The organism is Thermoleptolyngbya sp. PKUAC-SCTB121 (genome assembly GCF_016919485.1).
GTDB classification, from domain to species: Bacteria; Cyanobacteriota; Cyanobacteriia; order Elainellales; family Elainellaceae; genus Thermoleptolyngbya; species Thermoleptolyngbya sichuanensis.
On sequence record NZ_CP070366.1, the window covers coordinates 2841898 to 2865387 of the forward strand.

A 23490-nucleotide genomic window follows, 5' to 3' on the forward strand; every position below is an offset into this window, starting at 1 on the left:
GTCGCAGCATAACAGAGGCAGAATACTAAGTCAGTGTTAGAGCCAATTTCTACGTCACTCAAGCATCCTGTTTCTAATTGCTCGATTCCCCAACCATTCCTCCCATGCCTAAAGCCCCCATCCTCCAGCCCGATCAGTCTTACATGTTTGCAGATTATTTCAGGCTCAACTTTGCGCCGAGGGATATTCTGGCTCATTTTGGGGTGACGCTCCAGAAGCGGGCGATCGCCTTTTCGCCTCATAGAGGAGAACTGGATCGACTGGACAGCCTGCAACAGCGCATTGAAGAGAGTCTCCCCCGACTCAGCCTGACCAGTGAAGCGGCGCGGCGCGAGTTTTTGATTGCCCCTGTGCTGACGGATGTGCTGCACTACACGCAAGCATTGCTGAATGTAGAATACCCAGTGGCGGTGAGCAATCAGCTTAAGGGATCGCTGGACTATTTTCTGCAAACGGACGTGACAGTTTTGGTAATTGAAGCCAAAAACGAAGACCTAGAGCGGGGATTTGTGCAGCTAGCAGTAGAGCTAATTGCGCTGGATCAGTGGATCGAGTCGGAGCAAGGGGTGCTGCCGGGGGCAGTATCGACCGGGAGCATCTGGCAGTTCGGCCAATTTGACCGACAGACACGACAGGTAACGCAGGATCTCAACCTGTACCGGGTTCCGGCAGATCTGGAGGCGCTGCTGCGAATCCTGGTGGGCTTGCTGAAGCCTGCACCGGGCGATAGCGTGGGGGCAGAACCTTAGCGCCTAGCCCAAATTCACTTATGTCTCAAGTTCATGTGGCGATCGCCATTCTGCATCAAGACGGTCAGTTTCTCCTGCAACTGCGGGACGACATTCCGGGGATCTATTACCCTGGTTGCTGGGGTTTCTTTGGGGGACATGTCGAGCCAGATGAAGCGCCCGATGTGGCAGTGCAGCGCGAACTGCTGGAGGAAATTGGCTACGCGCCCGCGCTGCTGGAGCCGTTTGCCCGGTATGACCTAGAAGACGTGGTGCGGCATGTGTTTCACGGTCGCCTGGACGTGCCTTTAGACCGCTTGCAGTTGAATGAAGGCTGGGACTTGGGCCTGCTCAGCCTGGAGGATATTCAGCGGGGCGATCGCTACTCGGCACGGGCGGGTCAGGTGCGGCCGCTGGGTCAGCCCCATCGCAAAATCTTGCTGGAGTTTGTGGAGCAGGGTTTTCTGAAGTCGACTTGATTCAGGATTTTCGTGGATTAGACAAGTTTTTATGAACGATGCGTTTAGCAAACAAAGCGGGCGGGGCGCAATGGGCTATCAGGGGGCGCTGGGTGCAAACACGGCGGGCGATTCTCTACCCAGTTCAAGCGGGAGTTCAAACGGCTTAGACTACCGCATTCGCGTCAGCAAGCGGGCCAAAAATATCAATATTCATGTCTCGCATTGGGGCGACGTGGAAATCGTCATTCCCCCCAGCGTTGACCCGCGCCAGGTGCCGGAGATTGTGGAGCGGCGACGGGAATGGATCGTGCGGACGCGACAGCGCTTTTTGGATCGCCAAGAAACCATGCCGCTGGACGTGGTGCAGCCCTTGCCGGAAGAAATTCAACTGCGATCGCTCCCCGAAACCTGGAGCGTCATCTACGCACCCGCACCTGGAACCCAGCTCACGGCCACCACCCGCAGCCCTTGCCAGCTTCACGTCCACGGCCCGACGGAGAATTTGGAAAGCTGCCAATCGCTCCTGCGGCGCTGGCTCAACCGCAAGGCGACCTACCACTTTTTGCCCTGGCTGCGGCAGGTGAGCCGCGAGATTGACCTGCCCTACACCAGCGCCTCTGTCCGCCAGCAAAAGACGCGCTGGGCAAGCTGCTCCAGCAAACGCACCATCAGCCTAAATGCCAAGCTGCTGTTTTTGCCTGCGCCGCTGGTGCGCTATGTGTTTATTCACGAACTGTGCCACACGGTTCACATGAACCATTCCGCCCAGTTTTGGGCACTGGTGGGCAAAAAAGAACCCGACTATGAACGGCTAGACCAGGAACTGCAAAAAGCCTGGTGCTATGTGCCTGCCTGGGTCGAGCGATCGCGCCCCACCAGCGCCGCCCAATAACCCAATAAACTCGCCTCAAAGTCTATGTTAGAAATTTTGAAAACTGGAGTATCATAACACAGCCAAAGGACGCAAGCCGTGAATTGGGTGCCTCAGGAATCGACTCCAGTGGATCGACAAGTGAATTGCCAAGTGGATCGCCAGGTGAATTGCCGGAGGGCTGTTCTGGCGCTTGGGGGTGGGGGCGATCGCCCTGCTCACCGAAAATCCCCGTGAAACCACAGCCGCACCCCAGATCAAGCCCATGTCATTATATTCTGTATAACCTTGCCTAAAAGGCGGTTCCCATGAGGTGTCCCTTCTGTCAATTTACCGACAACCGCGTTTTGGAATCTCGCTCGGCCGAGTCGGGGCAAAGCGTCCGAAGGCGACGGGAGTGCCTGAGCTGCGGACGACGGTTCACCACCTACGAGCGCATTGAGTTTGTGCCCGTGATTGTGGTCAAGCGGAACGGCGCACGGGAATCCTTCGACCGCTCAAAGGTGCTGCGCGGCATCATGCGGGCCTGCGAAAAAACGGGTATTCCCCATTTAGAACTAGAAAATCTGGTAGACGAAATCGAGGCCGAACTTCAGCAACGATCGGTGCGCGAAGTGCCCAGCCAGGAAATTGGCGAGCTGGTGCTGGATCGGCTGCAAGACCTGAACGAAGTCGCCTACATCCGCTTTGCATCGGTCTATCGACAGTTTCGCGGCATTCGAGATTTTGTAGACACGCTCAACCAGCTTCAGGGCGCGTTGGGAAACGGCAGCAAGTCTGAGCGGAGAGGGGCGATCGCCCCCTCAGTTCTAGACCCCTCTGAGCAGGAAGACGAGCTGGGTGTCTTATGAGGCAAGCCCCTGAGACAAACCACTGAGACAAACCCATAAGACAAGCCCCTGAGACAAACCACTGAACGTTCGCCCAGGCAAGCCCAGAAAAAGTTTCACGCTGAACTTACTTGATATACGCCTGAGACAAACCACTGAACGTTCGCCCAGGCAAGCCCCGTTCACCCGTGAGTCTGCTGCAAATTTGGAGCAGCCAGCCGCTCAATGAAACCCTGTTTGCACGAGCTTCAGCCAGACAGCCCCCCACACGCGAGAAAATTGCAAAGTTATACAAGAATTCCGCAAAAGTCTGGCTACCTGAAGGGCGACCGTGGGGTATGATAGATCTCCTAGGGTTAGCAACAACTTCGGTGCTGCGCTTACAATAGAAGGCGGCTGAAACATCAACGTCTAAAACGCAGAATCTTGGAGTATCTGGTTACGCCCCTTTGGGTGTACATCTGTCAGGACAGTGCTGGCTGATGCGGGCAGCGGTCGGGCATGTTGTGCATTAGCTTAAGGAGAATGTCGGCCCAACAAAAACTACGGAGACGAACACTAGGAAACGATTAGCATGGTCAATCAGGAAAAAGTAGACATTGGTTTTACGCACGAAGACTTTGCCGCTCTTCTCGACCAGTATGACTATCACTTTAGCCCCGGTGATATTGTGGCGGGGACGGTGTTTAGTTTGGAGCCGAGGGGCGCTCTGATTGACATTGGCGCTAAGACGGCCGCCTACATCCCTATCCAGGAGATGTCGATCAACCGCATCGATACGCCAGATGAGGTGTTGCAATCCAACGAAACTCGTGAGTTTTATATCCTCACCGACGAAAACGAAGAAGGCCAGCTAACGCTGTCTATTCGTCGGATTGAGTATATGCGGGCCTGGGAGCGTGTTCGTCAGCTTCAGGCAGAAGACGCAACGGTTCGCTCTGCCGTATTTGCAACCAACCGGGGCGGTGCCCTAGTGCGGATTGAAGGGCTACGCGGCTTTATTCCAGGTTCCCACATCAGCACCCGCAAGCCCAAGGAAGACCTGGTGGGCGAAGAACTGCCCCTGAAGTTTTTGGAAGTGGACGAAGAGCGCAACCGTCTGGTGCTGAGCCACCGCCGCGCCTTGGTGGAGCGCAAGATGAATCGCCTGGAAGTGGGCGAAGTGGTGGTCGGCACGGTGCGCGGTCTGAAGCCCTACGGTGCGTTCATCGATATCGGCGGGGTCAGCGGTCTGCTGCACATTTCCGAAATCTCTCACGACCACATCGACACGCCGCATAGCGTCTTCAATCAAAACGACGAAGTGAAGGTCATGATTATTGACCTAGATGCTGAGCGGGGCCGGATTTCGCTGTCTACCAAGCAGCTTGAACCCGAACCAGGCGACATGGTGAAAAACCCCGATGTGGTTTACGAGAAGGCGGAGGAGATGGCTGCCCGCTGGCGAGAGCAGAAGCTCCAGCCCGCGCAGTCGGCTGATGCTGGGCTTTCGCAGACAGCAGACTACGAAGTGGAAGAAGTGCTGCTGGCTGCTGAGTAAGCGTCTGGCATTCGGAGACCTGACCGCTTGAGGCTATAGGCTCGGTGCGGTAGGGCAAATGGATTGATTACAGAATGGATTGATTACAGAGTGGATTGATCACATGTTAATCGTTAGCGTTTCAGATGGAGACGCTTCTGACTGAGGAGGGATTGTCCCTCCTTTTTGTTTGTTAGGACTGACGCAGTTGGTGTGCTTTTGGGGTAAGGATGCTGATTCGGTGTGGCTCGGTGATGTTTCCAGACGTGCAGGCGGTGGTCTTCGATAAAGACGGCACGCTGGCAGATTCGGCGCATTTTCTGCGGGTGCTAGCTCAGCGGCGATCGCGCTTGATTGATGCCCACATTCCCGGCGTGGAAAGTGCGCTCCAGCTTGCCTTTGGGCTGGACGGGGATCAGTTGAATCCGGCTGGACTAATGGCCGTAGGCACTCGCCGCGAAAACGAGATTGCGGCCGCCGCCTACGTTTCGGAAACGGGACGCGGCTGGCTAGAGTCGCTGGCGCTCGTTCAATCAGCATTTCAGGAGGCAGATCAGTCCTTTTCTCGAAAGGCCGACCACACGCCCTGCTATGAAGACGTGGCAAAAACGCTGCAACGGCTGGCGGGTGCAGGGCTAAAGCTGGCAATTTTGTCGTCGGATACGACGGCTCAGGTGGTAGACTTTGCCGACCGCTACGAACTCACACCCTATTTGCAGGTGTGTCAGGGAACAGAGGAGGGGCCGAGCAAGCCCGATCCGATTTTGCTAGAGCAGGTTTGTGGGAAATTGGGCGTGTTGCCAGGACAAACGCTGGTGGTGGGTGATTCTCAGGCAGATGTGCAGTTGGCGATCGCCGCCCGATCGGCCGGATGTATCGGCATCGCCCGCAATCCGGCTGCTGTATCCGGCTTAGCAGGAGCCAGCATCGTGATTGAAAGTCTTCAGGAAATTCAGATCTGACGACATTCAAAGCAGAAAAAAGCAGAAAAAAGAGGCGTAGAGTCTGATCTCTACACCCCTCACTCTAAAAAAACGGAGTCTCTAGAGCAGGCTTAGTCAAAAGCAACCCAATCCATCGACACCCAGCCACCACCAGCTAAGCGACCCCAACCACCAGAGATCTCCACAATGTCAATCGGGGTGCCGTTGGGAAGCTCGTCAATATCAATGAAGCCAGGGCCAGGGCCGCTCCGGACGATCAGCGTGCCGCCGTTGGTGGAGACATAGTAGCCGCCGATGCCGCCACCGCCGCCACCGCCGCCGCCACTGCCGCCAGCGCTCAGCCAGTCCATCGACACCCAGCCGCCGTCAGACAGACGACCCCAGCCGCCCGAAACTTCGACGATGGTGACCGAGGTGCCGTTGAAGAGTTCATCAATAATGGCAAACCCAGTGCCGGGGCCATTGCGAACCAGCAGCGTGCCGCCGTTGGTAGAGACGAAATAGTTGCCGGTGCCGCCGCCACCGCCGCCACCGCCGCCGCCACTGCCGCCAGCGCTCAGCCAGTCCATCGACACCCAGCCGCCGCTAGACAGACGACCCCAGCCGCCCGAAACTTCGACAATGGTGACCGAGGTTCCATTAAACAGTTCATCAATAACGGCAAACCCAGTGCCGGGGCCATTGCGAACCAGCAGCGTGCTGCCGTTGGTGGAGACGAAATAGTTGCCGGTGCCGCCACCGCCACCGCCACCGCCAGTGCCGCCACTGCTCTCGACTGTCCAAGCTTGTGAAATCCAGCCACCACCTGAGATGTTGTACCAGCCGCCTGAGGAACCCACCACGCGAACCACCGTGCCGTTAGACAGATAGTCGATGGGCGCAAACCCAGATCCCGGGCCGTTGCGAACGGTCAGGGGGCTGCCATTGGTCGAAACTCTGACGAAATCTGGGCCGCCGTCATCGCCAGGGCCGCCAGTGCCGCAGCTAACGCCCACGTCGTAAATCGAACCACTCAGACCGAGGCTGCTGGCGGTTGCTGGGCCGACCACGCCATCCACAGAAAGCCCCTTCGACAACTGAAACCGTCTGACAGCGGATAGCGTGTTGGAGCCAAAAACGCTGTCAACAGAGCCGGGGCTGAAGCCCGCCGAAGCAAGGGCGCTTTGCACATCGCCTACCTGGATGCAGGTATCGCCAAAGCGAACCACAGCTTGGGCTTCTGGCGCAACGCCACCAACGGCAGATACGACGACTGCGGTAGAGAGGGTTCCCAGCCAGACCGAGCTAGGAATTTCCAGGCTTACCTGAAGTTCAGGAGCCGGATTCGGGTCTTCGTAGGCAACCGCAGCATGAATATATGCTAGTGATTCCATAAGTCTCCTCACTCGTTGAATACGAGTTTTCCATGTTTTTAGACAGAACCGAGGCTCAGGTTTAGTCAGGTTAAAACCAAAAAAAATCGACGCTTCTTGGGACTATTTAAACCCAGGCTATCTCTCTCTAGAGGGCACCCGCAATATGAGAATCTGCGTGTTCTTGGAAAGAAATGGACGGCGAAGAAGGGCAGCTTTAAACCTAAACTATTTCCTGAATTATCCTACGAACTCTGAAAATCGCAAAGTGGATCGTGCAAAAATCTTGATTTAGCAAGGGGGCGATCGCCCGGAATATTTCTAAATATGGGCAAACGGGCGATCGCAACAAATCTGTAAACTAGGGCTGATTAAGAAACCTACTCAGGAAAGGGCAAAGTCTGCCCGCGATATATTGTGTCGATCCGCTACATTTTGCCACTAAACTTCTAAAGAAATTCTGAAAACCACGAACCTCAAAAGCCCCTGTCTTGTAGTACAAAAAGACTAATTTGCGTTTTTCATTGGTCCGAATCTGGTGATGAGAATCACGGGCTGGCTTTTTAGGTCTGGTAGATCAAGGTGATGCAGCATACAAATCCTCACAATGATTCGACCCATCGCTTCAATTTGCCCGACTCTCCTTTAAGACCTAAAGCCGAATCTGCTGTGAAAGCAACCCTCACATTCTCCCTATAGATTTGGCAACGAGTCGCTCCAAAAATCCAAACTGCGATCGCGATTTTGCCTGATCTTTGTCTGACTTGATAGGGCGGGTGGCTGAGTTGAGACGGGTTGACTGCAAGATTCTGATTGGCAAGCGAGATGCTCAGAATAGAGCCTCAAAAGAAGCGATCGCCTTGCGGGTTGAAAGGTCTCTTAGCTTAATCCCTTACAGTCGGACAATGCCCTCAAGAACCTGCTGATTCTGGTTCCTAAAACCAGATTTAGAGGATTTGCAAAGCCGAGAAAGATCGAAAAAGAGGCTGAATAGGGCGCTATTTTGCAGGGGCGGGAGGTGCGGACTAAGGGCGATCGCCGCCTCATTTGCAAAGCAAACTGCAACAGATTGAAACGGATATTTGCGTTAGCAAGCGGCAACGTTCATCCCTGCTGGGATTGCGCTACGATTGCGAGAGAAAGAAAAAAGTCAGGCAAGTAAAAGGAAATATCGCTTCATGTTCGACGAAATTGACAAGTCGATATCCTTCGATGGCAGGGATATTCGGCTGAAGGTGGGGCTATTGGCTCCCCAGGCAGGCGGCGCAGTGCTCGTGCAGTCAGAAGATACCGCTGTATTTGTGACAGCGACCCGTGCCTCAGCGCGAGAGGGAATCGACTTTTTGCCGCTGCTGGTAGATTACGAAGAGAGATTATACGCGGCAGGGCGGATTCCGGGTGGTTTTTTGAGACGGGAGGGGCGACCCCCTGAAAAGGCAACGCTCGTGAGTCGATTAATCGATCGCCCCCTGCGCCCCCTGTTTCCTGGGTGGTTGCGGGACGATATTCAGGTTGTGGCCACTACGATGTCGATGGATGAGCGAGTGCCGCCCGATGTGCTGGCCGTCACGGGTGCTTCAATCGCCACGCTGTTGGCCAAGATTCCCTTCAATGGTCCAATGGCGGCGGTGCGTGTCGGGCTAATTGGCGACGACTTTATTATCAACCCCACCTACAAAGAGATTGAGGAAGGCGATCTCGATCTGGTGGTCGCAGGTTCGCCTGAAGGCGTGATCATGGTGGAAGCGGGCGCAAACCAGCTTCCGGAGCAGGACATGATCGAGGCGATCGACTTTGGTTATGAAGCGGTGCGCGACCTGATTCAGGCGCAGCTTGACCTGATCAAGGAACTGGGCATCGAACTGGTGAAAGAAGCGGAGCCAGAAGTCGATTCTACGCTAGAAGACTTTATCGGCGATCGCACCACACAGGCTATCAAAGAAATCCTGACGCACTTTGAATACACGAAGGGCGAGCGTGACGAAAAGCTAGAGGAAGTGAAAGCCGCCGTTGCCGCTGAAATCGCCGAAATGCCTGAAGATAGCCCCATCCGCATGGCGGCCGAAGCCAACCCCAAAGCCCTGCCCACCGTGTTTAAGAGCGTCACCAAAAAGCTGATGCGGAAGCAAATTATCGAAGACGGGGTGCGCGTGGACGGGCGCAAGCTGGATGAAGTCCGCAAGATTAGCTGCCGCACAGGGGTTTTGCCCAGCCGGGTTCACGGTAGCGCCCTGTTTCAACGGGAGCTAACCCAGGTGTTGTCGGTGGTGACGCTGGGCACCCCAGGCGACGCGCAGGAAATGGACGACCTGCATCCCGACGAAGAAAAGCGCTACATGCACCACTACAACATGCCGCCCTACTCGGTCGGGGAAACAAAACCGATGCGATCGCCCGGCCGCCGCGAAATCGGCCACGGGGCCCTGGCAGAGCGGGCGCTGGTGCCAGTTTTGCCCGAAAAATCGGACTTCCCCTATGTTATCCGCGTCGTATCCGAGGTGCTGTCTTCCAACGGCTCCACCTCGATGGGGTCGGTCTGTGGCTCCACCTTGGCGCTGATGGATGCGGGCGTGCCCATTTCCAAGCCCGTCAGCGGAGCCGCTATGGGGCTGATCAAAGAAGGAGATGAAGTCCGCATCCTGACCGACATTCAGGGCATCGAAGACTTCCTCGGCGACATGGACTTCAAGGTGGCGGGCACCGACACGGGCATCACGGCGCTGCAAATGGACATGAAGATTACGGGGCTGCCTGTCTCGGTCGTGGCGGATGCGATCAACCAGGCCCGCGCCGCCCGACTGCACATCCTTGAAAAAATGCTAGCCGCCATAGACAAGCCCCGTGCTGAACTGTCGCCCTATGCACCGCGCCTGCTGACGATCAAAATTGACCCCGAATTTATCGGCATGGTTATCGGCCCCGGCGGCAAGACCATCAAGGGCATAACCGAGCAGACCGGAGCCAAAGTCGATATCGAAGACGATGGCACCGTCACTATTTCTGCAATCGACGGCGAAAAGGCAAAGGCTGCCCGCGCCATCATCGAGGGCATGACCCGCAAGCTCAGCGCAGGCGATGTCTATGTGGGCAAAGTGACGCGCATCATTCCCATCGGCGCATTTGTGGAATTCCTCCCCGGCAAAGAGGGCATGATCCACATTTCGCAACTGGCGGATTATCGCGTGGGCAAGGTCGAGGATGAAGTTGCCGTTGGCGATGAGGTGATCGTGAAAGTGCGCGAGATCGACCAGCGCGGACGGATCAACCTGACTCGTCTCGGCATTCATCCCGACGAGGCAACCGCGGCGCGGGAAGCAGCCGCGCAGTAGATTAGCAGCCGATATCAACTGGGGGTCAGGTTTTAGAGCTTGGAAGGGCGAGGTGTTCAAACCAAGCTACTCTCCAGCCGTTGAAATTTAGCACCTGACCCCTAGACCCTCAAACGAGTTCCTTGGCAGCAGGCAAGATACCCCGGCGGCTGAATCCATGATCCAGGCGGTTCAGAAGCTCCAGATCCGCTTCGGGCAGGGCAGCCGATGGCGTGCCCGCTGTCGGGAGCGGCTTTTCTAGAAATGTAAAGGCACGGCGGAACTGACGCGAATCTGCCAATAGTGGCGCATCCAGGTGGCAGGGCAGAATGCGGTGAAAGTCCCAGCCTGCGACCCTGGCGGCCCAGTCTAGCGTTTGCTGGGGGGCGCGGTTGAGGATGAGCTTTTGCAGAATGGGGGCGACGAGTAGCCGTCCGTCTTGGCGCAAGGCTTCAAAGGACTGTTCCCAGCCTGGTTTCCAGCGAAAAGGATAGAGTCCGAAATAGTTGCGCCGAGAGCGATCGCCCACCTGTCTTGCCTCTGCAAACACATTACCCCAAGGGGGAACCTCCAGCGCTCCGGGGCTAAAGTAAAAGGCAAATAGCACAATTCGCTGCCAGCCTTTGAGACGGTTGACGGGTTTGTCTTCGGGGACTTCCGAAGCGCGATCGCGGGCATGGAACAGCAGCGGAAATGGGTCAAGCTGCACCACAGGCGGCGGCTCAGCAGGAATTGAGACAATGGAATCGGTGAGCAGGAGGGAGTGCGATCGCCGATGAAAAAACGCCACTTCCTCAAAAGGTCCCACGCCAAGATGAATTGGCCCCAGCACGGCATAGTCAAACTCATCGGCAAAGGGCGCATCTTGCGGCTGTTCGGGCAAGGGCTGCGTCCGGCCCAGCGGCAGGCCCAGCCAGCTCAGCGGCAAGTTGAGCGGAAAACTCCACTGATGCGGCGCAACAAAGACCTGGGCAGTGCGGAACTGCCGCGCAAACGGCCCCACAAACACCTTATGCTCAAGCCCCGACACCGTTGGCAAAATGATGTACTGCACGGCACCATGCTGGGCTTCTAGCTCCCGCAGCAGGCGCACGCATTCTCTGGTAGGGGCGATCGGCGCGTAGACCAGCAGCCCGCCCGCTGCCAGCCGCACCACCGTCATCCGAATCGGCACCACCACGTAGAAAATGCCCTGGACTTGGTCAAATGTCCAGACTGTGTCTTTCACAATCTCGGTTCGCAGGGTGCGCCGATTGCCGTAGGGATAGAGCGGCACGAGGGGCCAGAAGGGCCAGCGCCAGTCTGACGAATTTTCAGACGAATCTTCAAAAAATACGCGCTGCGGCAGGCCTGAGGCCGGTGCTGGCTGCCCGCCACCGCGTCCATTCAGAGTGGAATCATCCACAGTTGTTAATCCAGCAATCAAAAAGACAGGGATAAGACAGAAACTTCCATCCTATCCTTATCTAATCGTCAAACCAATCGCTTTAGCAATCCTGAGCCGCGTTTCTAGATGACTCCATGCTGCCTGAACCAGTCCTGCATCCGCCGCCAGCCATCGGCCGCCGCTTCGGGGCGATAGGTGGGGCGATAGTCGGCATGGAAGCCGTGGGGCGCTTCGGGATAAACAATAATTTCGCTGGGCGCGTTGGCGGCCTTGAGTGCAGACTTCATTTGTTCCACGCTGTCCAGCGGAATGCCGTCGTCCTTTGCGCCATACAGCCCCAATACAGGAGCCTTGATGTCTGCTGCCACATCCACCGGGAATTGCGGCTGTAGCTCGGTCGGCGTGCCCACCAAACGACCATACCAGGCAACGCCTGCCTTGAGTTGGGGATTGTGAGCGGCATAGAGCCAGGTGATGCGCCCGCCCCAGCAAAAGCCCGTGATGCCCAGTCGGGTTAGATCGCCGCCAGCGGTGGCTGTCCAGGCTGCGGTCGCATCCAGGTCAGACATTACCTGAGCATCGGGCACCTGGGCCACGATGGGCCGGATCGCGTCGATATTGGGAAGCTGCGTCACGTCGCCCTGGCGCTCGAACAGATTGGGGGCGATCGCCAAATAGCCCAATTGCGCCAGCCGACGGCATACGTCCTGAATGTAGGCATGGATGCCAAAAATCTCTTGCACCACCAGCACAACAGGAAAGCCCGTGCCCGTGCTGGGCATGGCTCGGTAGGCGGGAATATCGCGATCGCCCACGGGAATCGAAACGAACCCCGCCGTCAGGCCCGCGTCGCTGGTGGTAATGGTTTCAGCCGAGATGGGACGCACAGCCACCGCGAAGCCTGCCGCCAAAGTGCCCAGCAGCAGGTCGCGACGACGAATGCCCAGCGGCAGACGAGAGTTGGAGGCATTGGGGGACATAGGCTTGGATTAAGTTTTGTAAACTGTGTCTGAGTGGATTGTACCGCCTTGGGGGCGATCGCCCGAATCCCTCTCCAGACACACAAAACAGACAGACAAAACTCGCCTAGGCATTGTTTTAAAACTTTCTAGGTCGTTGATTGCCCTGAGTCGAACCCCCTTAAATCCCCCTTAAAAAGGGGGACTTCTGGAGTGGCTCGGCTCGGTTCCCCCCTTGTTAAGGGGGGCTAGGGGGGATCAAAGGGCTTTAAAACACGCCCTAGCTAATTAGCCCAGAGCGCAGCGCCAGCACCGCCGCCTGGGTGCGGTCATCGGCACAGAGCTTGTTGAGAATATTGCGGACGTGGGTTTTGACCGTGCCCACCGTGATGAACAACTGCTCGGCGATCGCCGCGTTGCTGTAGCCCGCCACAATCAGCTCCAGAATTTCCAGTTCCCGCTCGGTGAGTGGAGAATTTTCCAGCAATTGCTCCACTTCAGGCTTCACGGCGCTAATCGTCACCGTCTTGGTTTCTATGCCCATGCCGTCGGGAACGGCTTGTCGCATCTGGCGCAGCACAATGCCCGCAATGGTTGGGTCGATCCAGGAATTGCCGCCGTGGGTCGCGTGCAGCGCTTCTGCCAGCTTGTCGATGCTGATGTCCTTCATGCAGTAGGAATCGGCCCCTGCCGCAAATGCCGCCAGCACCGACTCCTCGCTGTCGTGCATGGTGAGAATCAGCACCTTCGTCTTGCGCCCGTCTTCCAGCCCACTCTGCTGCTCCCGAAACTTGCGGGTTAGTTCAATCCCGTCCATATCCGGCAGCCCAATATCGACAATCGCCACGTCTGGTCGAACCTCTTGCAGCATTTGCAGTCCACTGGACGCATTCGCCGCTTCGCCCAACACTCGAATTCCCGCTTGCCGCTGGAGTGCCGCCCGCAAGCCTACGCGGGTAAGGTCGTGGTCTTCGATTAGCGTTACGCTAATTTCACCTGTTTGCATTACGTCTGTTTGCATACCGTCCTGCTCTGGGGCCATAGTTTTCAGTGCCACAATTTTTGATGATTACTAGATGATTACTGGATGATTAAACGCTGTATGCGTTTAGAGGGTGTTTGAAAAGGTATCGCCTGTAATATTAAGCACTCAGAGATCCCCCCTAGCCCCCCCTAAAAAGGGGGGAACCCGCCTTAAAGTCCCCCTTTTCAAGGGGGATTTAGGGGGATCTTGCACGCTTTTCTAAAAACAGTGGGACAAACTGTGGAACTTTTCAAACATCCTCTTAGAGATTTGGTTGAAGGACTTGGTTGAAACTAGTGTGAGAAATCTATCTGAAGCATCATGCAGCCTCTACCTAAACAAATATCTAGACCCGCTAGAAAAGTTTGCTTAGAGCTAATTTGTAAAGGAGCCTGAAAGCCTTGTTAATCAAGGATTTCCGAGAAACCGCTTTTCCTGGGCAAACATGACCTCAAAGCCACACATGCCAAGAGTTTCAGGCTTCTTAAGATTTGCTTCATAAATTAGCTCTTAGACCAGCCATCTCAGAGAAGCCAATCGACTCGGAAAGAATGCTGTAGGCAACCTCGGCGCTTGACTTATGACCTAGATTTTTAGCTTGAATGCCAAGTCTGGATTTTTCGCTCCAACCTGCAAGATAGAGAGCATTATGGTTTGCAACTTTCACTCTCGTCATCCGTCAGCAGAGAGAGACTAAATTTGCACAGGATGAAAAAGATACCCCCCAAGGCATAGCGTAGGGAATCCATTAAACTGCCAAGATTAAGAATAGTTGCAAGCTGAGGAAGGGAATTGATAGCCGCTGGACTCTCTGAGAACCCGTCTCAGCCTCAGCAGCTATGAACCTAAGAGGGACAGCATGAGGCGCGGTAAGGAGCAGGTTTCAGAACTCAATCGGCAAGTTTTTATCAATTGGTCGAGGTTGCCAGTTGCCTATCGAGGAGCCGCGATCGCCGCGATTCCAGCAACCTGTCTGGCGATCGCCCTTGGGTCTTGGATTTGGTCGATGAATATGCTGGGCGGCATTCGACGGCAGATCGAGGCCACACGAGACGTGATTACCGCTACAGATAATGTGCTGATTGACTTGCTCAATGCAGAAACCGGAGTTCGAGGTTACGGCATTACGCGCGATACCAGCTATCTCGCTCCTTACAAACGAGCTAAAGCTAGCTTAGATGACAGCTTGGCTCGGTTGGAGGCGAGCTACCAATACGGGGTTTCTGAGGCAGAGCGCGATCGCCGCAATGCGGACGTGGCTCAAATGGAACAGCTAGTAGACCGGAGCATGGGGCTACTAGATGATACAGTCAACACACTAACGACCCAGCCCAACGTTCCCATTACGGCCCCTTCATTCGTCGGCTTGTTAGATGAAGGCAAGGCAACGGTTGATCAGGCGCGGGAATTTGTATCCCAGTTGCAAAGGCAAGAACAGCTTCGGCTCAATGCCTACACCATTGAGCGTTCTCGATTACTAAATACAACTTCTAGCATCATTGGGCTAACGGCCGGATTGAGCCTGATGGCATCCACGGCAGCGGTATACCTGTTTCGTCAGCTCGACCGTGAACTGCAAAGCCGAGAGCAACTGCTGAAAGAGAGCCGATTGCTGCTTCAGGCGATCGTGGGCAACGTGGTAGATGGTGTGGTGACGCTGGATGAACACGACGAAATCGAGATTTTCAATACCGCAGCAGAGCAACTGTTTGGCTATCAGGCGCACGAGGTCGAAGGGCGGCCGCTGGACGTGCTGCTAGCCCCACAGGAGTCGCTGATCTCTGAGGCGACCCGTTCAGAAGCTGCAATCTCTCAGACGACCAGTTCGGAGGCTACCAGTTCGGAGAGTACCAGTTTGGCGGCGGATCCTCCGAAAGCTGCAACTTCCGAGGCGGACAGTTCAGAAGCTGCAAATTCTGAATCGGAAGCCGCAAATTCTGAAGAGGCAGTCGATTTAGAAACCCTGGATTCTACGTCTGCGGGTTTCGTGGTGATTGATCCTGAGTTCTCCAGTTCTGAGGCTGGTGAGTCCGACGTTACGGAATCTGAGGTTTCGGGGTCTGAGGCTGCGGAGTCTGAGGCTGCAAGGTCTGAGGCTATAGGGGTTGGGGTTGCCGGGTCTGATGGGATGGGAAATCATGCGCTTGCGCGGATTCAGCCCGGACAACCGCACCAAGTCATCGGGCAACGACGAGATGGTTCCCAGTTTCCGCTGGAGATTTCCCTGAGCGAGATTCAGTTTGAAGATCGGCGGATTGCGATTATTCGCGACATTACTCAGTTTTTGGAAACGGAGGCCAAGCTCAAAGCGCGGGCGGATGAACTGGATCGCTTGACGCGGGATTTGGCTGAGACGAATGAAATGCTAGAGGATCGCAACCGCGAGTTGGAACAGTTTGCCTATGTTGCGTCCCACGACCTGAAGGCTCCCCTACGGGCGATCGCCAACCTGTCTGAATGGATCGAAGAAGACCTATCGGGACAACTGCCCCCGGAAAACCAGCAGCAGCTTCACCTCCTACGGGGGCGCGTGCATCGTATGGAAGCGCTGATCAACGGGCTACTGGAATATTCCCGCGTTGGGCGTGTGGAGTCTCCGGTGGAGCGGGTGTCCCTGTCGGTGCTACTCGATGAGGTCATTGATTCCATCGACCCGCCCGACACGTTTACCATTACGATCCCGCCCGACCTGCCGACCTTGATTACCAAGCGGCTGCCCCTGCGACAGGTCTTTGCCAACCTGATCAGCAACGCGGTCAAGCATCACGACCGGCCGGATGGGCAAGTGCGAATCGGGGTCAAAGATTTGGGCGATCGCTACGAGTTTTCCGTAGCAGACGACGGTCCAGGCATCGCGCCGGAATATCACCGCAAGATTTTCATGATTTTTCAAACGCTCCAGGCCCGCGATGTGAAGGAAAGTACAGGCGTGGGGCTTTCCATCGTAAAGCGCATTGTGGAAACAGAAGGAGGCACAATTCACCTAGATTCGGAAGAGGGCGCAGGCACAACCTTCTACTTTACCTGGAATAAATAACTGTTAAGAGGCGTTTTAGCAACGCTTAGAAGTGCTGCATATCTCGCCCCGACTAAATTTACGCAGCATTTGGCTTGGTGCTGTCTTGCCCGAAAGTCATGACACCTTTAGGAATCCGGGGCAATTGCAGGTGCATCTGGAGACTGTCCCTTCATAAACAAAAAACTCTAACTCTAGGATGACGGCAGAGATATCATCGCTTATATAAAATTTAGCTATGGTAGTAAAGGCTTGCTGCTGGTGGCTGGTGCGGCTCTACCCCTAGGTTGCACTGGTTTTCCAAAAGCGCAAACCTTCTGAGGTAAGACTGTGCTGCTCTTGATCGCTGTGCCCTCCGCAGCAGTCGCATTGCCCCCGGATGTGCAGCAGTTTTCAGCAGAGTTCGGAAATGCCCGCTAATAGCGTGACGGAGAGCTGATATGGCGGGTTGCTGAATGATGGAGTGCTTAATGATGAGAGGGCGATGCGATATCGAGTTTATTCCGAGTCGCGCATGAATGGCGATCGCTCCTCACTAGCCTGACTTGCCTACAGGTTAGAGATAGAGTGCTGCTAATTCAAATCCCTTCTTATACTGGCTAAATTCGTCAAAAGTTTAGGAAATTAACGGATTTCTCAGGCTTTGGGGAGGTGGGTCAGGCATTAAACTACTAGTTCAGTAAGGTTTAGTCAAAAAGGTTTAGTCAAAGTTCTCAAAGTTCTCAAAGCTTCAACGTTCTTCAGGTTCTTAGAGGGCGATGGAGAGGGCGATAGGCTAGAAGGGGCTGGGTATCCAGGCTTTACTATGTCAAAACCTGTCGAAATCTTTGGTCTGTCAAAGCCTGATCAGAGTAGCGAGATGGGTTCAAGTTAGAAGTTTTTTATAAAAAGAGGCTTTTCTAAAAACCCAAAAGGGGTTAGTCCACTTTCAGATTATTTTACGAAATTGTATTTGTAGATTTGCGGTTTTGCAATGAGTTTCACTTCTGTTATTTCACTTCTGTTAAAAGACTTTTGAATAGAAAGATCTAGAGAGTTCTGAAAGTTAGTTTAGTGTGTCACGAGCTATGCAAGTCCAAGAGCGTGTTATCAACATTCTCCTCGTAGAAGATGACGAAGTGGATGTCATGAACGTCCGTCGAGCGTTCAAGAAAAACAACATCACCAATCCGCTGTACGTTGCGACGAATGGAATCGAAGCCCTTTCAATGCTGCGAAGCGAGGGGGGCAATCCAGCCATCGTGCCGCCGACTCGTCGGCTCATTTTGCTGGATCTAAATATGCCTAAAATGAGCGGGATCGAGTTCTTACACGAGTTGAGAACTGATCCAGAATTAAGAAAAACACCGGTCATCGTGTTGACGACTTCCAATCAGGATAAGGATCGGGTTGAAGCTTACAATCTCAATGTGGCGGGTTATATTTTGAAGCCTGTTACGTTCACCAATTTTGCTGAAACAATGGCCACGCTCAATCGCTATTGGATGCTGTGCGAGTTGCCCTAGTCAGCGGCGCTTTACAGACGGTCTAAGGACTCTGCTAGCTGATGCCTCTAGCTGATTCTTTGGCATCTTCATAATTCATAAACTGACCCTCCCTCAATTGAGAGGCGCGTGAATCATGTCTTTGAATGCTGCAACGGATGCTCTACGGCAGAGCAGTCTACTGGATGCCCCATTGTCTTTGCTGGTGGTGGATGACGACGAGATTGACCGGATGGCCGTGCGGCGATCGCTCCGAAATGCAGGCATCAACATGATCCTGACCGAGGCGGGGGACTATGCAGCGGCGATCGCCGCACTCCAGGAACGCACCTATGACTGCGTGTTTTTGGATTATCGCCTACCCGATCGGGACGGGCTGGCGGTCGTGCAGGATGTGCGAGGGCGGGGCGACAAAACGCCGCTGATCGTGCTGACAGGGCAGGGCGACGAAGAAATTGCCGTGGAGCTAATGAAGGCCGGCGCGTCAGACTATCTGCCCAAGTCGAAAGTGTCGCCAGAGGTGCTGGCGCGTATTCTCCGCAACGCCCTCCGAATTCATCAGGCAGAGCAGGAGGCCGAGCTAGCCAAGCGTCAGCGAGAGCAGCTTGCCCGCCAGCGGGAAGACTTTGTTTCGCGCTTGACCCACGATTTGCGAACACCGCTGGTGGCCGCCGACCGAATGCTGAAGCTATTCCAGCAGGATGCCTTTGGTTCGATTACGCCAGAAATGAACGACGCGATCGCCATTATGATCCGCAGCAACCAAAACCTGCTGCAAATGGTCAACACGCTGCTGGAAGTCTATCGCCACGATGCGGGCGAGAAGACCATGCTGTTTGACCCGTGCCACCTGCCGGAGATTTTGCGCGAGGTGTGCCAGGAACTGATGCCCTGGGCGCAGGACAAGCAGCTTGCTTTGGAGATGGTGGATGGCACAGAGGGCGGTGGGGTGGTGATGGGCGATCGCCTGGAACTGCGCCGCCTGTTTATAAACCTGCTCGGCAACGCCATTAAGTTCACCGACAGGGGATCGGTGACCGTGCGTCTTAGCCGGGTCGTTGCCGATGCAGAAGCCTCTGCCGCCAACGGCAATGCCCCTCGCCAGGTCTTGGTGGAAGTGCAAGACACGGGGCCGGGCATTCCGCCTGACGATCAGAGTATTCTGTTTGAGCGCTATCGCCAGGGCAACCACAAGCGGGCGGGCAGCGGGCTGGGGCTATACCTATCGCGGCGAATTGTGGAAGCGCATGGTGGGGCGATCGCCGTCCGTTCGACGCTGGGGCAGGGGAGCGTCTTCAGCGTGTGGCTACTAGAGAAACGGTGAAGCTTCGCTAGGAGCGTCCCTTATCAGAAATCAGAAACGTCCCTAAAAGGCTCAGCACTCTGCTGCGCTATCCCGCCTTAGCTCCTCACAATAGGCTTTGACCTGCAAATCAATGCCAGTGATTGCCGTGCCCACGACGACCGAAAACGCGCCGAGGTCGAGGGCTGTTCGAGCCATTGCGGGGGAGGCGATACCTCCTTCACAGATTGCGGGGATCGATAGCGTTTTGCACAGTTGGCTGAGCAGGTCAAAGCCCGGTGGCTTTAGGTGGCGCGTCTCGGCCGTGTAGCCGTAGAGCGTTGTGCCCACCAGATCGGCTCCGGCGGCAGCAGCGGCGATCGCGCTTTCCAGCGTATCCACATCTGCCATTACGGGTTTGCCCAGGTCGGCGTGAATTTTTTGGATCAGGCTTGCCACCGTTTCTCCGTCGGGACGGGGACGCAGCGTGGCATCAATGGCGATGATGTCGGCTCCTGCCTGGGCGATCGCCGCTGCGTGCTGAAACTGGGGCGTGATGTACACATCACAGCCGTCTAATTGACGCTTCCACAGACCAATAATGGGAACCTGCACCCGCTGGCGCACGGCGGCGACATGGGCGGGCGTGTCGATGCGAACCCCGACGGCTCCCTGGTTTTGTGACGCAAGGGCGATCGCCGCAATCACGCTTGGCTCGTGCAGTGGCGAATCGGCCGGAGCCTGACACGACACCACCAGTCCGCCCCGCAGCGCCTCTATCCCCGAACCTGCACCCATTCCCTGCCCCCCATCACGTCTGCACTTCTTCTCCTCTTCTGATGCCGCTCGTGCGACCGACTCTTTGGATGCCGCTTGTGCGACTTGTGGCAAAGGGTCACTTGGCACCCCCATCGCCTTGTGCGACCGACCCTTCGGATGCCGCTTGTGCGACCGACGCTTGTAAACCCTACCGCGTCTGAAACGCCTCATCAAACCGGCGCGTAATCGGCTCAATCAAGAAGGTGAGAATCGTCCGCTGACGGGTCACGATTTCCGCTACGCCCGCCATGCCTGGGGTCAGGTCTACCAGTTGTCCATACACGGCCACCTGAGTCCGGCTCAGGCGAATCGTCGCTGGGAACACCGGGCCAAGCTCCCGGTCGATGGTGGCATTGGGGCTAATCTGCACCACTTCCCCCTCAATCGTGCCAAATTCCTGATACGGGAAGGTGGCCAGCTTCACCTTGGCCCGCATCCCTGGCGCAATAAAACCGATATCCCGGTTCAGAATTTGCACCTCTAGCAGCAGTTCGCTGTCCTCCGGCAGGATAGACATCAGTTCTTTGCCGGGTTGCACGGTGCCTTCTGCCAGCGTCACCTGGAGGTTGTAAACCGTGCCCGTCACGGGGGCGCGGACGGTATCTTGTTCCTGGGCGCGGGTCGCCTGGGCGAGTTGTCCCTCAACCGTCGCTAGTTCTTCGCGCCGCTGGTTGAGCTGCGCCAGAATCTCGCTCTGGCGTTCGGAGCTGAGGCGGTCGGCGGCCTGGCGGGCGCTGCGATAGGCTTCCTCTGCTCGTCGGATGGCCTGGGTCTGTGCCACGATTTCTTGCTGGAGTGAGGCGATTTGATCTTGCGCCTGGGTTAGCCGATCCTTCGCCTCCAAATAGTCAAACCGGGGAACGGCTCCTGTGCCAGGTTCTACCAAGGGCCGCAGGCTGCGCTCTCGTTCTTCGGCATTGGCCAAGCTGGCACGGGCGCTGCTCAGGTTTTCTTGCAATCGGGCTAGGCGGGCGCGAGACTCGGCGATCGCCGCCTGTTGTCCCTGGGCCTCGGCCTCCGCCGCCGCCCGCCGCCCCTCAAACTCGCGCCGCCGTGCGGCCAGCAGTTGATCTTGCAGGGCGACCCCCGTTTGCGCCTGCCCTGTGCGCTCGGCCTCCAGTCGTGCAATGTCCTGACGAATCAGCGTCGCGGCTTCCCGCAGTCGGTCAATTTCGGCCTGGCTCACCTCGGTCGATTGCTCCAGCAGCACGTCGCCCCGCTCGACGCGATCGCCCTCCTTCACCAGAATGTTCTCAATCTTGCCGCCCTGGAGCGCCTGAATTGGGCGAATCTGCTGCGCGGGGATCAGCGCCCCCTGCGCCGTTGCCACCTCATCTACCTTGCTGAAATGGGCCCAGGCGATCGCCCCCAACACCAGCGCCGACAGCGTTCCCGCCAGCAACCGCGTATACAGCGGCGGCAACTCTTGCACCGCCTTTCCCAACTCATAGGACAGGTAATCTTCTGGCGTGGCAAACTGCTGCCGTGCCTGTCGCGCCTGGGCCGGAGAGATGGGCTGGATCATAGGAGTGGATGATGGGGGAGGGTTGGGACGCTAAGGCAGATGGGAGGGTAGGGCAGGGATCGGAGCCTACAACCCCGGATCAGCTTGCCCATTTAGCGAACCGGAATAAACCAGTCCACGCTGGATATCCAGGGTCAGCAACGTGCCGTCGCGGATCACCTGAGCGGCATCCTTGACCCCGACGATGACGGGAATGCCCAGGCGGAGACCGATCACGGAGGCGTGGCCTGTAAGGCTGTCGTCCTCAGTGACGATGCCTGCGGCTTTGCGGATGGCATCCAGGTATTCGGCTCCAGTGTTGGGCACAACCAGAATTTCACCAGGGTTGAAGTTGCTTACTTCTTTGCTGCTGCGGGCAACGCGGGCGCGGCCGCTGATTAGCCCCTGCCCAATGCCGATGCCGCGCCCCAGCACCGCAGTCACCACTTCGACCTTGATCAAATCAGTAGAACCGGATACTCCCTGTAGGGTTCCCGCCGTCATGACGACGAGATCGCCTTCTTTGAGAAAGTTTTTTTCCTGGGCGACGTTGAGCGCGGCCTGGAAGGTTTGCCCCGTTGAGGGCAGGTTTAGCACCAGCAGCGGCCGCACGCCCCAAACCAATTGCAACTGCCGCGCCACATCGACGTGGGGCGTGACGGCCAGGATGGGCGTGCCAGGGCGATATTTCGACACATTGCGGGCAGTGGCTCCCGTTTTTGTCAGGGTCATGATGGCAGCGGCCTGGAGCTGTTCCGCAATGCGCCCGACGGCCTGGCTGATGGCATTGGGAATGGAGTGTCCGCCAGAGTTGCTGTCCACGTTGCGGGCGATCGCCAGATTTTGCTCAATCTGCACCGCAATCCGCGCCATTGTCTCGACGGCCTCTACCGGAAACTTGCCCACCGCCGTTTCGTTGGACAGCATAACCGCATCCGTGCCGTCCAAAATCGCATTCGCCACATCCGAAATTTCGGCGCGGGTAGCACGGGGATTGCTCACCATGCTGTCGAGCATCTGGGTAGCGGTGATTACAGGAATCCCGAAACGATTCGCCGTGGCAATCAGCCGCTTCTGCAAAATCGGCACTTCCTCGGCGGGCAACTCTACGCCCAGGTCGCCCCGCGCCACCATCACGCCATCGCAAATCGACAGCACCGCCTCCATCTGCTCGATCGCCTCGTGCTTTTCGATCTTGGCGATTACGGGCACGTCTTTCCCGGCGCTGGAAATAATTTCTTTGATTTCCAGAATGTCCTGCGGATTGCGGACAAAGCTGAGGGCGATCCAATCCACGCCCTGATCCAGCCCAAACATCAGGTCAGTCTTGTCTTTGTCGGTCAGCGCTTTGATCGACAGGTACACGCCAGGGAAATTCACGCCCTTGTTGTTCGACAGCACGCCGCCCACCACCACGCGGCAATGCAGTTCGCGCTGGTCGAGGTCTACTGCTTCCACCCGCATTTCGACTCGCCCATCGTCCAGCAAAATCGTCGCGCCGACGGGCACTTCGTCTGCCAGCGGCTCGTAGGTCACGGAGCTAATATCCTGAGTGCCGAGGAGGGGGCGACTGGTGAGGATGTAGGGATCGCCTTTTTTCAGCGTGATGGGGCCCTGCTCAAATTTTCCCAGGCGAATCTTGGGGCCCTGCAAATCTTGCAAAATGCCCACGGGCTGGTTGAGTTCAAACGACACCTGGCGAATGGTGCGGATATTGCGCTGGTGGTCTTCGTGGGTGCCGTGGGAAAAGTTTAGGCGCAGCGTGGTGGCTCCCGCTTCAATCAGGCTGCGTAGAACTTCGGGGCTGCTGGTGGCAGGGCCAATCGTGGCGACAATCTTGGTACGACGCAGGTGTTGATGCGGTTGCATGGGTTCTCGAACTCTCTCAAGGGATACTCAGGACACAAACTCTCGGCACGGAAGCTGGAGGAGCGGGCAGGGCTGGTCGCTGGCGGCCAAATCTGGCGTGAGGTCCGGCGTGCAAGGGGCAATGTCAAGCGTG

18 protein-coding genes are annotated in these 23490 nt (G+C 56.3%); 10 read left to right on the plus strand and 8 right to left on the minus strand.

The features are described from left to right. Positions 1–104: 104 nt before the first annotated feature. The 3 genes from JTM80_RS11690 to JTM80_RS11700 are packed head-to-tail and all read left to right on the plus strand — an operon-like array spanning position 105 to position 2081. Positions 105–749 carry a hypothetical protein gene (locus JTM80_RS11690; protein WP_172357929.1) on the plus strand — a complete coding sequence of 215 codons (645 nt, stop codon included), beginning with the start codon at positions 105–107 and terminating at the stop codon, positions 747–749. A 20-nt stretch (positions 750–769) separates the two neighbouring features. Beyond that, complete coding sequence (locus JTM80_RS11695; RefSeq protein WP_172357927.1) at positions 770–1207, plus strand: NUDIX hydrolase; 438 nt, start codon at positions 770–772, stop codon at positions 1205–1207. Between the two features lie 31 nt (positions 1208–1238). After that, the gene (locus JTM80_RS11700) at positions 1239–2081 is read left to right on the plus strand and encodes a M48 family metallopeptidase (RefSeq protein WP_225906614.1); all 843 of its coding nucleotides are present in this window, start codon (positions 1239–1241) and stop codon (positions 2079–2081) included. 51 nt (positions 2082–2132) lie between these two features. On the opposite strand, the gene JTM80_RS11705 is transcribed toward JTM80_RS11700, so the two are convergent. Next, on the minus strand, positions 2133–2327 hold the full coding sequence (locus JTM80_RS11705; RefSeq protein ID WP_205369461.1) for a hypothetical protein: 195 nt from the start codon (positions 2325–2327) through the stop codon (positions 2133–2135). A 41-nt stretch (positions 2328–2368) separates the two neighbouring features. On the opposite strand from JTM80_RS11705, the gene nrdR reads away from it, so the two are divergent. The 3 genes from nrdR (at position 2369) to JTM80_RS11720 (ending at position 5371) form a co-directional block, all read left to right on the plus strand. Next, positions 2369–2911: a transcriptional regulator NrdR gene (gene nrdR, locus JTM80_RS11710; RefSeq protein WP_172357925.1), complete on the plus strand. Its 543-nt coding sequence runs from the start codon at positions 2369–2371 to the stop codon at positions 2909–2911. Positions 2912–3464: 553 nt separating this feature from the next. After that, positions 3465–4430: a 30S ribosomal protein S1 gene (locus JTM80_RS11715; RefSeq protein WP_172357923.1), complete on the plus strand. Its 966-nt coding sequence runs from the start codon at positions 3465–3467 to the stop codon at positions 4428–4430. Positions 4431–4639: 209 nt separating this feature from the next. Continuing rightward, positions 4640–5371 (plus strand): HAD family hydrolase, encoded by a 732-nt coding sequence (locus JTM80_RS11720; protein ID WP_172357921.1) that lies wholly within the window; start codon positions 4640–4642, stop codon positions 5369–5371. Between the two features lie 92 nt (positions 5372–5463). Here the strand turns inward: JTM80_RS11720 and JTM80_RS11725 are convergent, their stop codons facing one another. After that, a complete protein-coding gene (locus JTM80_RS11725) occupies positions 5464–6726 on the minus strand; it encodes an SH3 domain-containing protein (RefSeq protein ID WP_172357919.1) in 1263 nt (420 codons plus the stop codon). Between the two features lie 1157 nt (positions 6727–7883). Between JTM80_RS11725 and JTM80_RS11730 the strand changes: the two genes are divergently transcribed. Then, positions 7884–10034 carry a polyribonucleotide nucleotidyltransferase gene (locus JTM80_RS11730; RefSeq protein ID WP_172357917.1) on the plus strand — a complete coding sequence of 717 codons (2151 nt, stop codon included), beginning with the start codon at positions 7884–7886 and terminating at the stop codon, positions 10032–10034. A 109-nt stretch (positions 10035–10143) separates the two neighbouring features. On the opposite strand, the gene JTM80_RS11735 is transcribed toward JTM80_RS11730, so the two are convergent. The 3 genes from JTM80_RS11735 to JTM80_RS11745 form a co-directional block, all read right to left on the minus strand. After that, positions 10144–11361 carry a DUF4336 domain-containing protein gene (locus JTM80_RS11735; protein WP_172359032.1) on the minus strand — a complete coding sequence of 406 codons (1218 nt, stop codon included), beginning with the start codon at positions 11359–11361 and terminating at the stop codon, positions 10144–10146. Between the two features lie 161 nt (positions 11362–11522). Beyond that, the gene (locus tag JTM80_RS11740; protein ID WP_205369462.1) at positions 11523–12380 is read right to left on the minus strand and encodes a dienelactone hydrolase family protein; all 858 of its coding nucleotides are present in this window, start codon (positions 12378–12380) and stop codon (positions 11523–11525) included. 259 nt (positions 12381–12639) lie between these two features. Continuing rightward, positions 12640–13380 (minus strand): response regulator transcription factor, encoded by a 741-nt coding sequence (locus JTM80_RS11745; RefSeq protein WP_216655284.1) that lies wholly within the window; start codon positions 13378–13380, stop codon positions 12640–12642. A gap of 862 nt (positions 13381–14242) precedes the next feature. Between JTM80_RS11745 and JTM80_RS11750 the strand changes: the two genes are divergently transcribed. From JTM80_RS11750 to JTM80_RS11760, 3 genes are all read left to right on the plus strand, one after another. Further along, a complete protein-coding gene (locus JTM80_RS11750) occupies positions 14243–16420 on the plus strand; it encodes an ATP-binding protein (RefSeq protein WP_205369463.1) in 2178 nt (725 codons plus the stop codon). A 1046-nt stretch (positions 16421–17466) separates the two neighbouring features. Continuing rightward, entirely contained in the window at positions 17467–17904 is a 438-nt protein-coding gene (locus tag JTM80_RS11755; protein ID WP_068509283.1) for a response regulator, read from the plus strand. A 115-nt stretch (positions 17905–18019) separates the two neighbouring features. Further along, positions 18020–19207 (plus strand): hybrid sensor histidine kinase/response regulator, encoded by a 1188-nt coding sequence (locus JTM80_RS11760; protein ID WP_225906615.1) that lies wholly within the window; start codon positions 18020–18022, stop codon positions 19205–19207. A 51-nt stretch (positions 19208–19258) separates the two neighbouring features. On the opposite strand, the gene JTM80_RS11765 is transcribed toward JTM80_RS11760, so the two are convergent. The 3 genes from JTM80_RS11765 to pyk all read right to left on the minus strand — a co-directional run bounded on the left by JTM80_RS11765 (position 19259) and on the right by pyk (position 23357). Next, entirely contained in the window at positions 19259–19963 is a 705-nt protein-coding gene (locus JTM80_RS11765; protein WP_172359029.1) for an N-acetylmannosamine-6-phosphate 2-epimerase, read from the minus strand. Positions 19964–20132: 169 nt separating this feature from the next. After that, positions 20133–21509 (minus strand): HlyD family type I secretion periplasmic adaptor subunit, encoded by a 1377-nt coding sequence (locus JTM80_RS11770; protein ID WP_172357911.1) that lies wholly within the window; start codon positions 21507–21509, stop codon positions 20133–20135. A 66-nt stretch (positions 21510–21575) separates the two neighbouring features. After that, positions 21576–23357, minus strand: coding sequence for a pyruvate kinase (gene pyk / locus JTM80_RS11775; protein ID WP_172357909.1), 1782 nt, complete (start codon positions 23355–23357; stop codon positions 21576–21578). Positions 23358–23490: the final 133 nt, after the last annotated feature.

What these genes read in the sequence shown, in the direction of transcription:
- JTM80_RS11690 (WP_172357929.1), top strand. Translation starts at nt 105, where the DNA reads ATGCCTAAAGCCCCCATCCTCCAGCCCGATCAGTCTTACATGTTTGCA.
- JTM80_RS11695 (WP_172357927.1), top strand. Translation starts at nt 770, where the DNA reads ATGTCTCAAGTTCATGTGGCGATCGCCATTCTGCATCAAGACGGTCAG.
- JTM80_RS11700 (WP_225906614.1), top strand. Translation starts at nt 1,239, where the DNA reads ATGAACGATGCGTTTAGCAAACAAAGCGGGCGGGGCGCAATGGGCTAT.
- JTM80_RS11705 (WP_205369461.1), bottom strand. Translation starts at nt 2,327, where the DNA reads ATGGGCTTGATCTGGGGTGCGGCTGTGGTTTCACGGGGATTTTCGGTG.
- nrdR (WP_172357925.1), top strand. Translation starts at nt 2,369, where the DNA reads ATGAGGTGTCCCTTCTGTCAATTTACCGACAACCGCGTTTTGGAATCT.
- JTM80_RS11715 (WP_172357923.1), top strand. Translation starts at nt 3,465, where the DNA reads ATGGTCAATCAGGAAAAAGTAGACATTGGTTTTACGCACGAAGACTTT.
- JTM80_RS11720 (WP_172357921.1), top strand. Translation starts at nt 4,640, where the DNA reads ATGCTGATTCGGTGTGGCTCGGTGATGTTTCCAGACGTGCAGGCGGTG.
- JTM80_RS11725 (WP_172357919.1), bottom strand. Translation starts at nt 6,726, where the DNA reads ATGGAATCACTAGCATATATTCATGCTGCGGTTGCCTACGAAGACCCG.
- JTM80_RS11730 (WP_172357917.1), top strand. Translation starts at nt 7,884, where the DNA reads ATGTTCGACGAAATTGACAAGTCGATATCCTTCGATGGCAGGGATATT.
- JTM80_RS11740 (WP_205369462.1), bottom strand. Translation starts at nt 12,380, where the DNA reads ATGTCCCCCAATGCCTCCAACTCTCGTCTGCCGCTGGGCATTCGTCGT.
- JTM80_RS11745 (WP_216655284.1), bottom strand. Translation starts at nt 13,380, where the DNA reads ATGCAAACAGACGTAATGCAAACAGGTGAAATTAGCGTAACGCTAATC.
- JTM80_RS11750 (WP_205369463.1), top strand. Translation starts at nt 14,243, where the DNA reads ATGAGGCGCGGTAAGGAGCAGGTTTCAGAACTCAATCGGCAAGTTTTT.
- JTM80_RS11755 (WP_068509283.1), top strand. Translation starts at nt 17,467, where the DNA reads ATGCAAGTCCAAGAGCGTGTTATCAACATTCTCCTCGTAGAAGATGAC.
- JTM80_RS11760 (WP_225906615.1), top strand. Translation starts at nt 18,020, where the DNA reads ATGTCTTTGAATGCTGCAACGGATGCTCTACGGCAGAGCAGTCTACTG.
- JTM80_RS11765 (WP_172359029.1), bottom strand. Translation starts at nt 19,963, where the DNA reads ATGGGTGCAGGTTCGGGGATAGAGGCGCTGCGGGGCGGACTGGTGGTG.
- JTM80_RS11770 (WP_172357911.1), bottom strand. Translation starts at nt 21,509, where the DNA reads ATGATCCAGCCCATCTCTCCGGCCCAGGCGCGACAGGCACGGCAGCAG.
- pyk (WP_172357909.1), bottom strand. Translation starts at nt 23,357, where the DNA reads ATGCAACCGCATCAACACCTGCGTCGTACCAAGATTGTCGCCACGATT.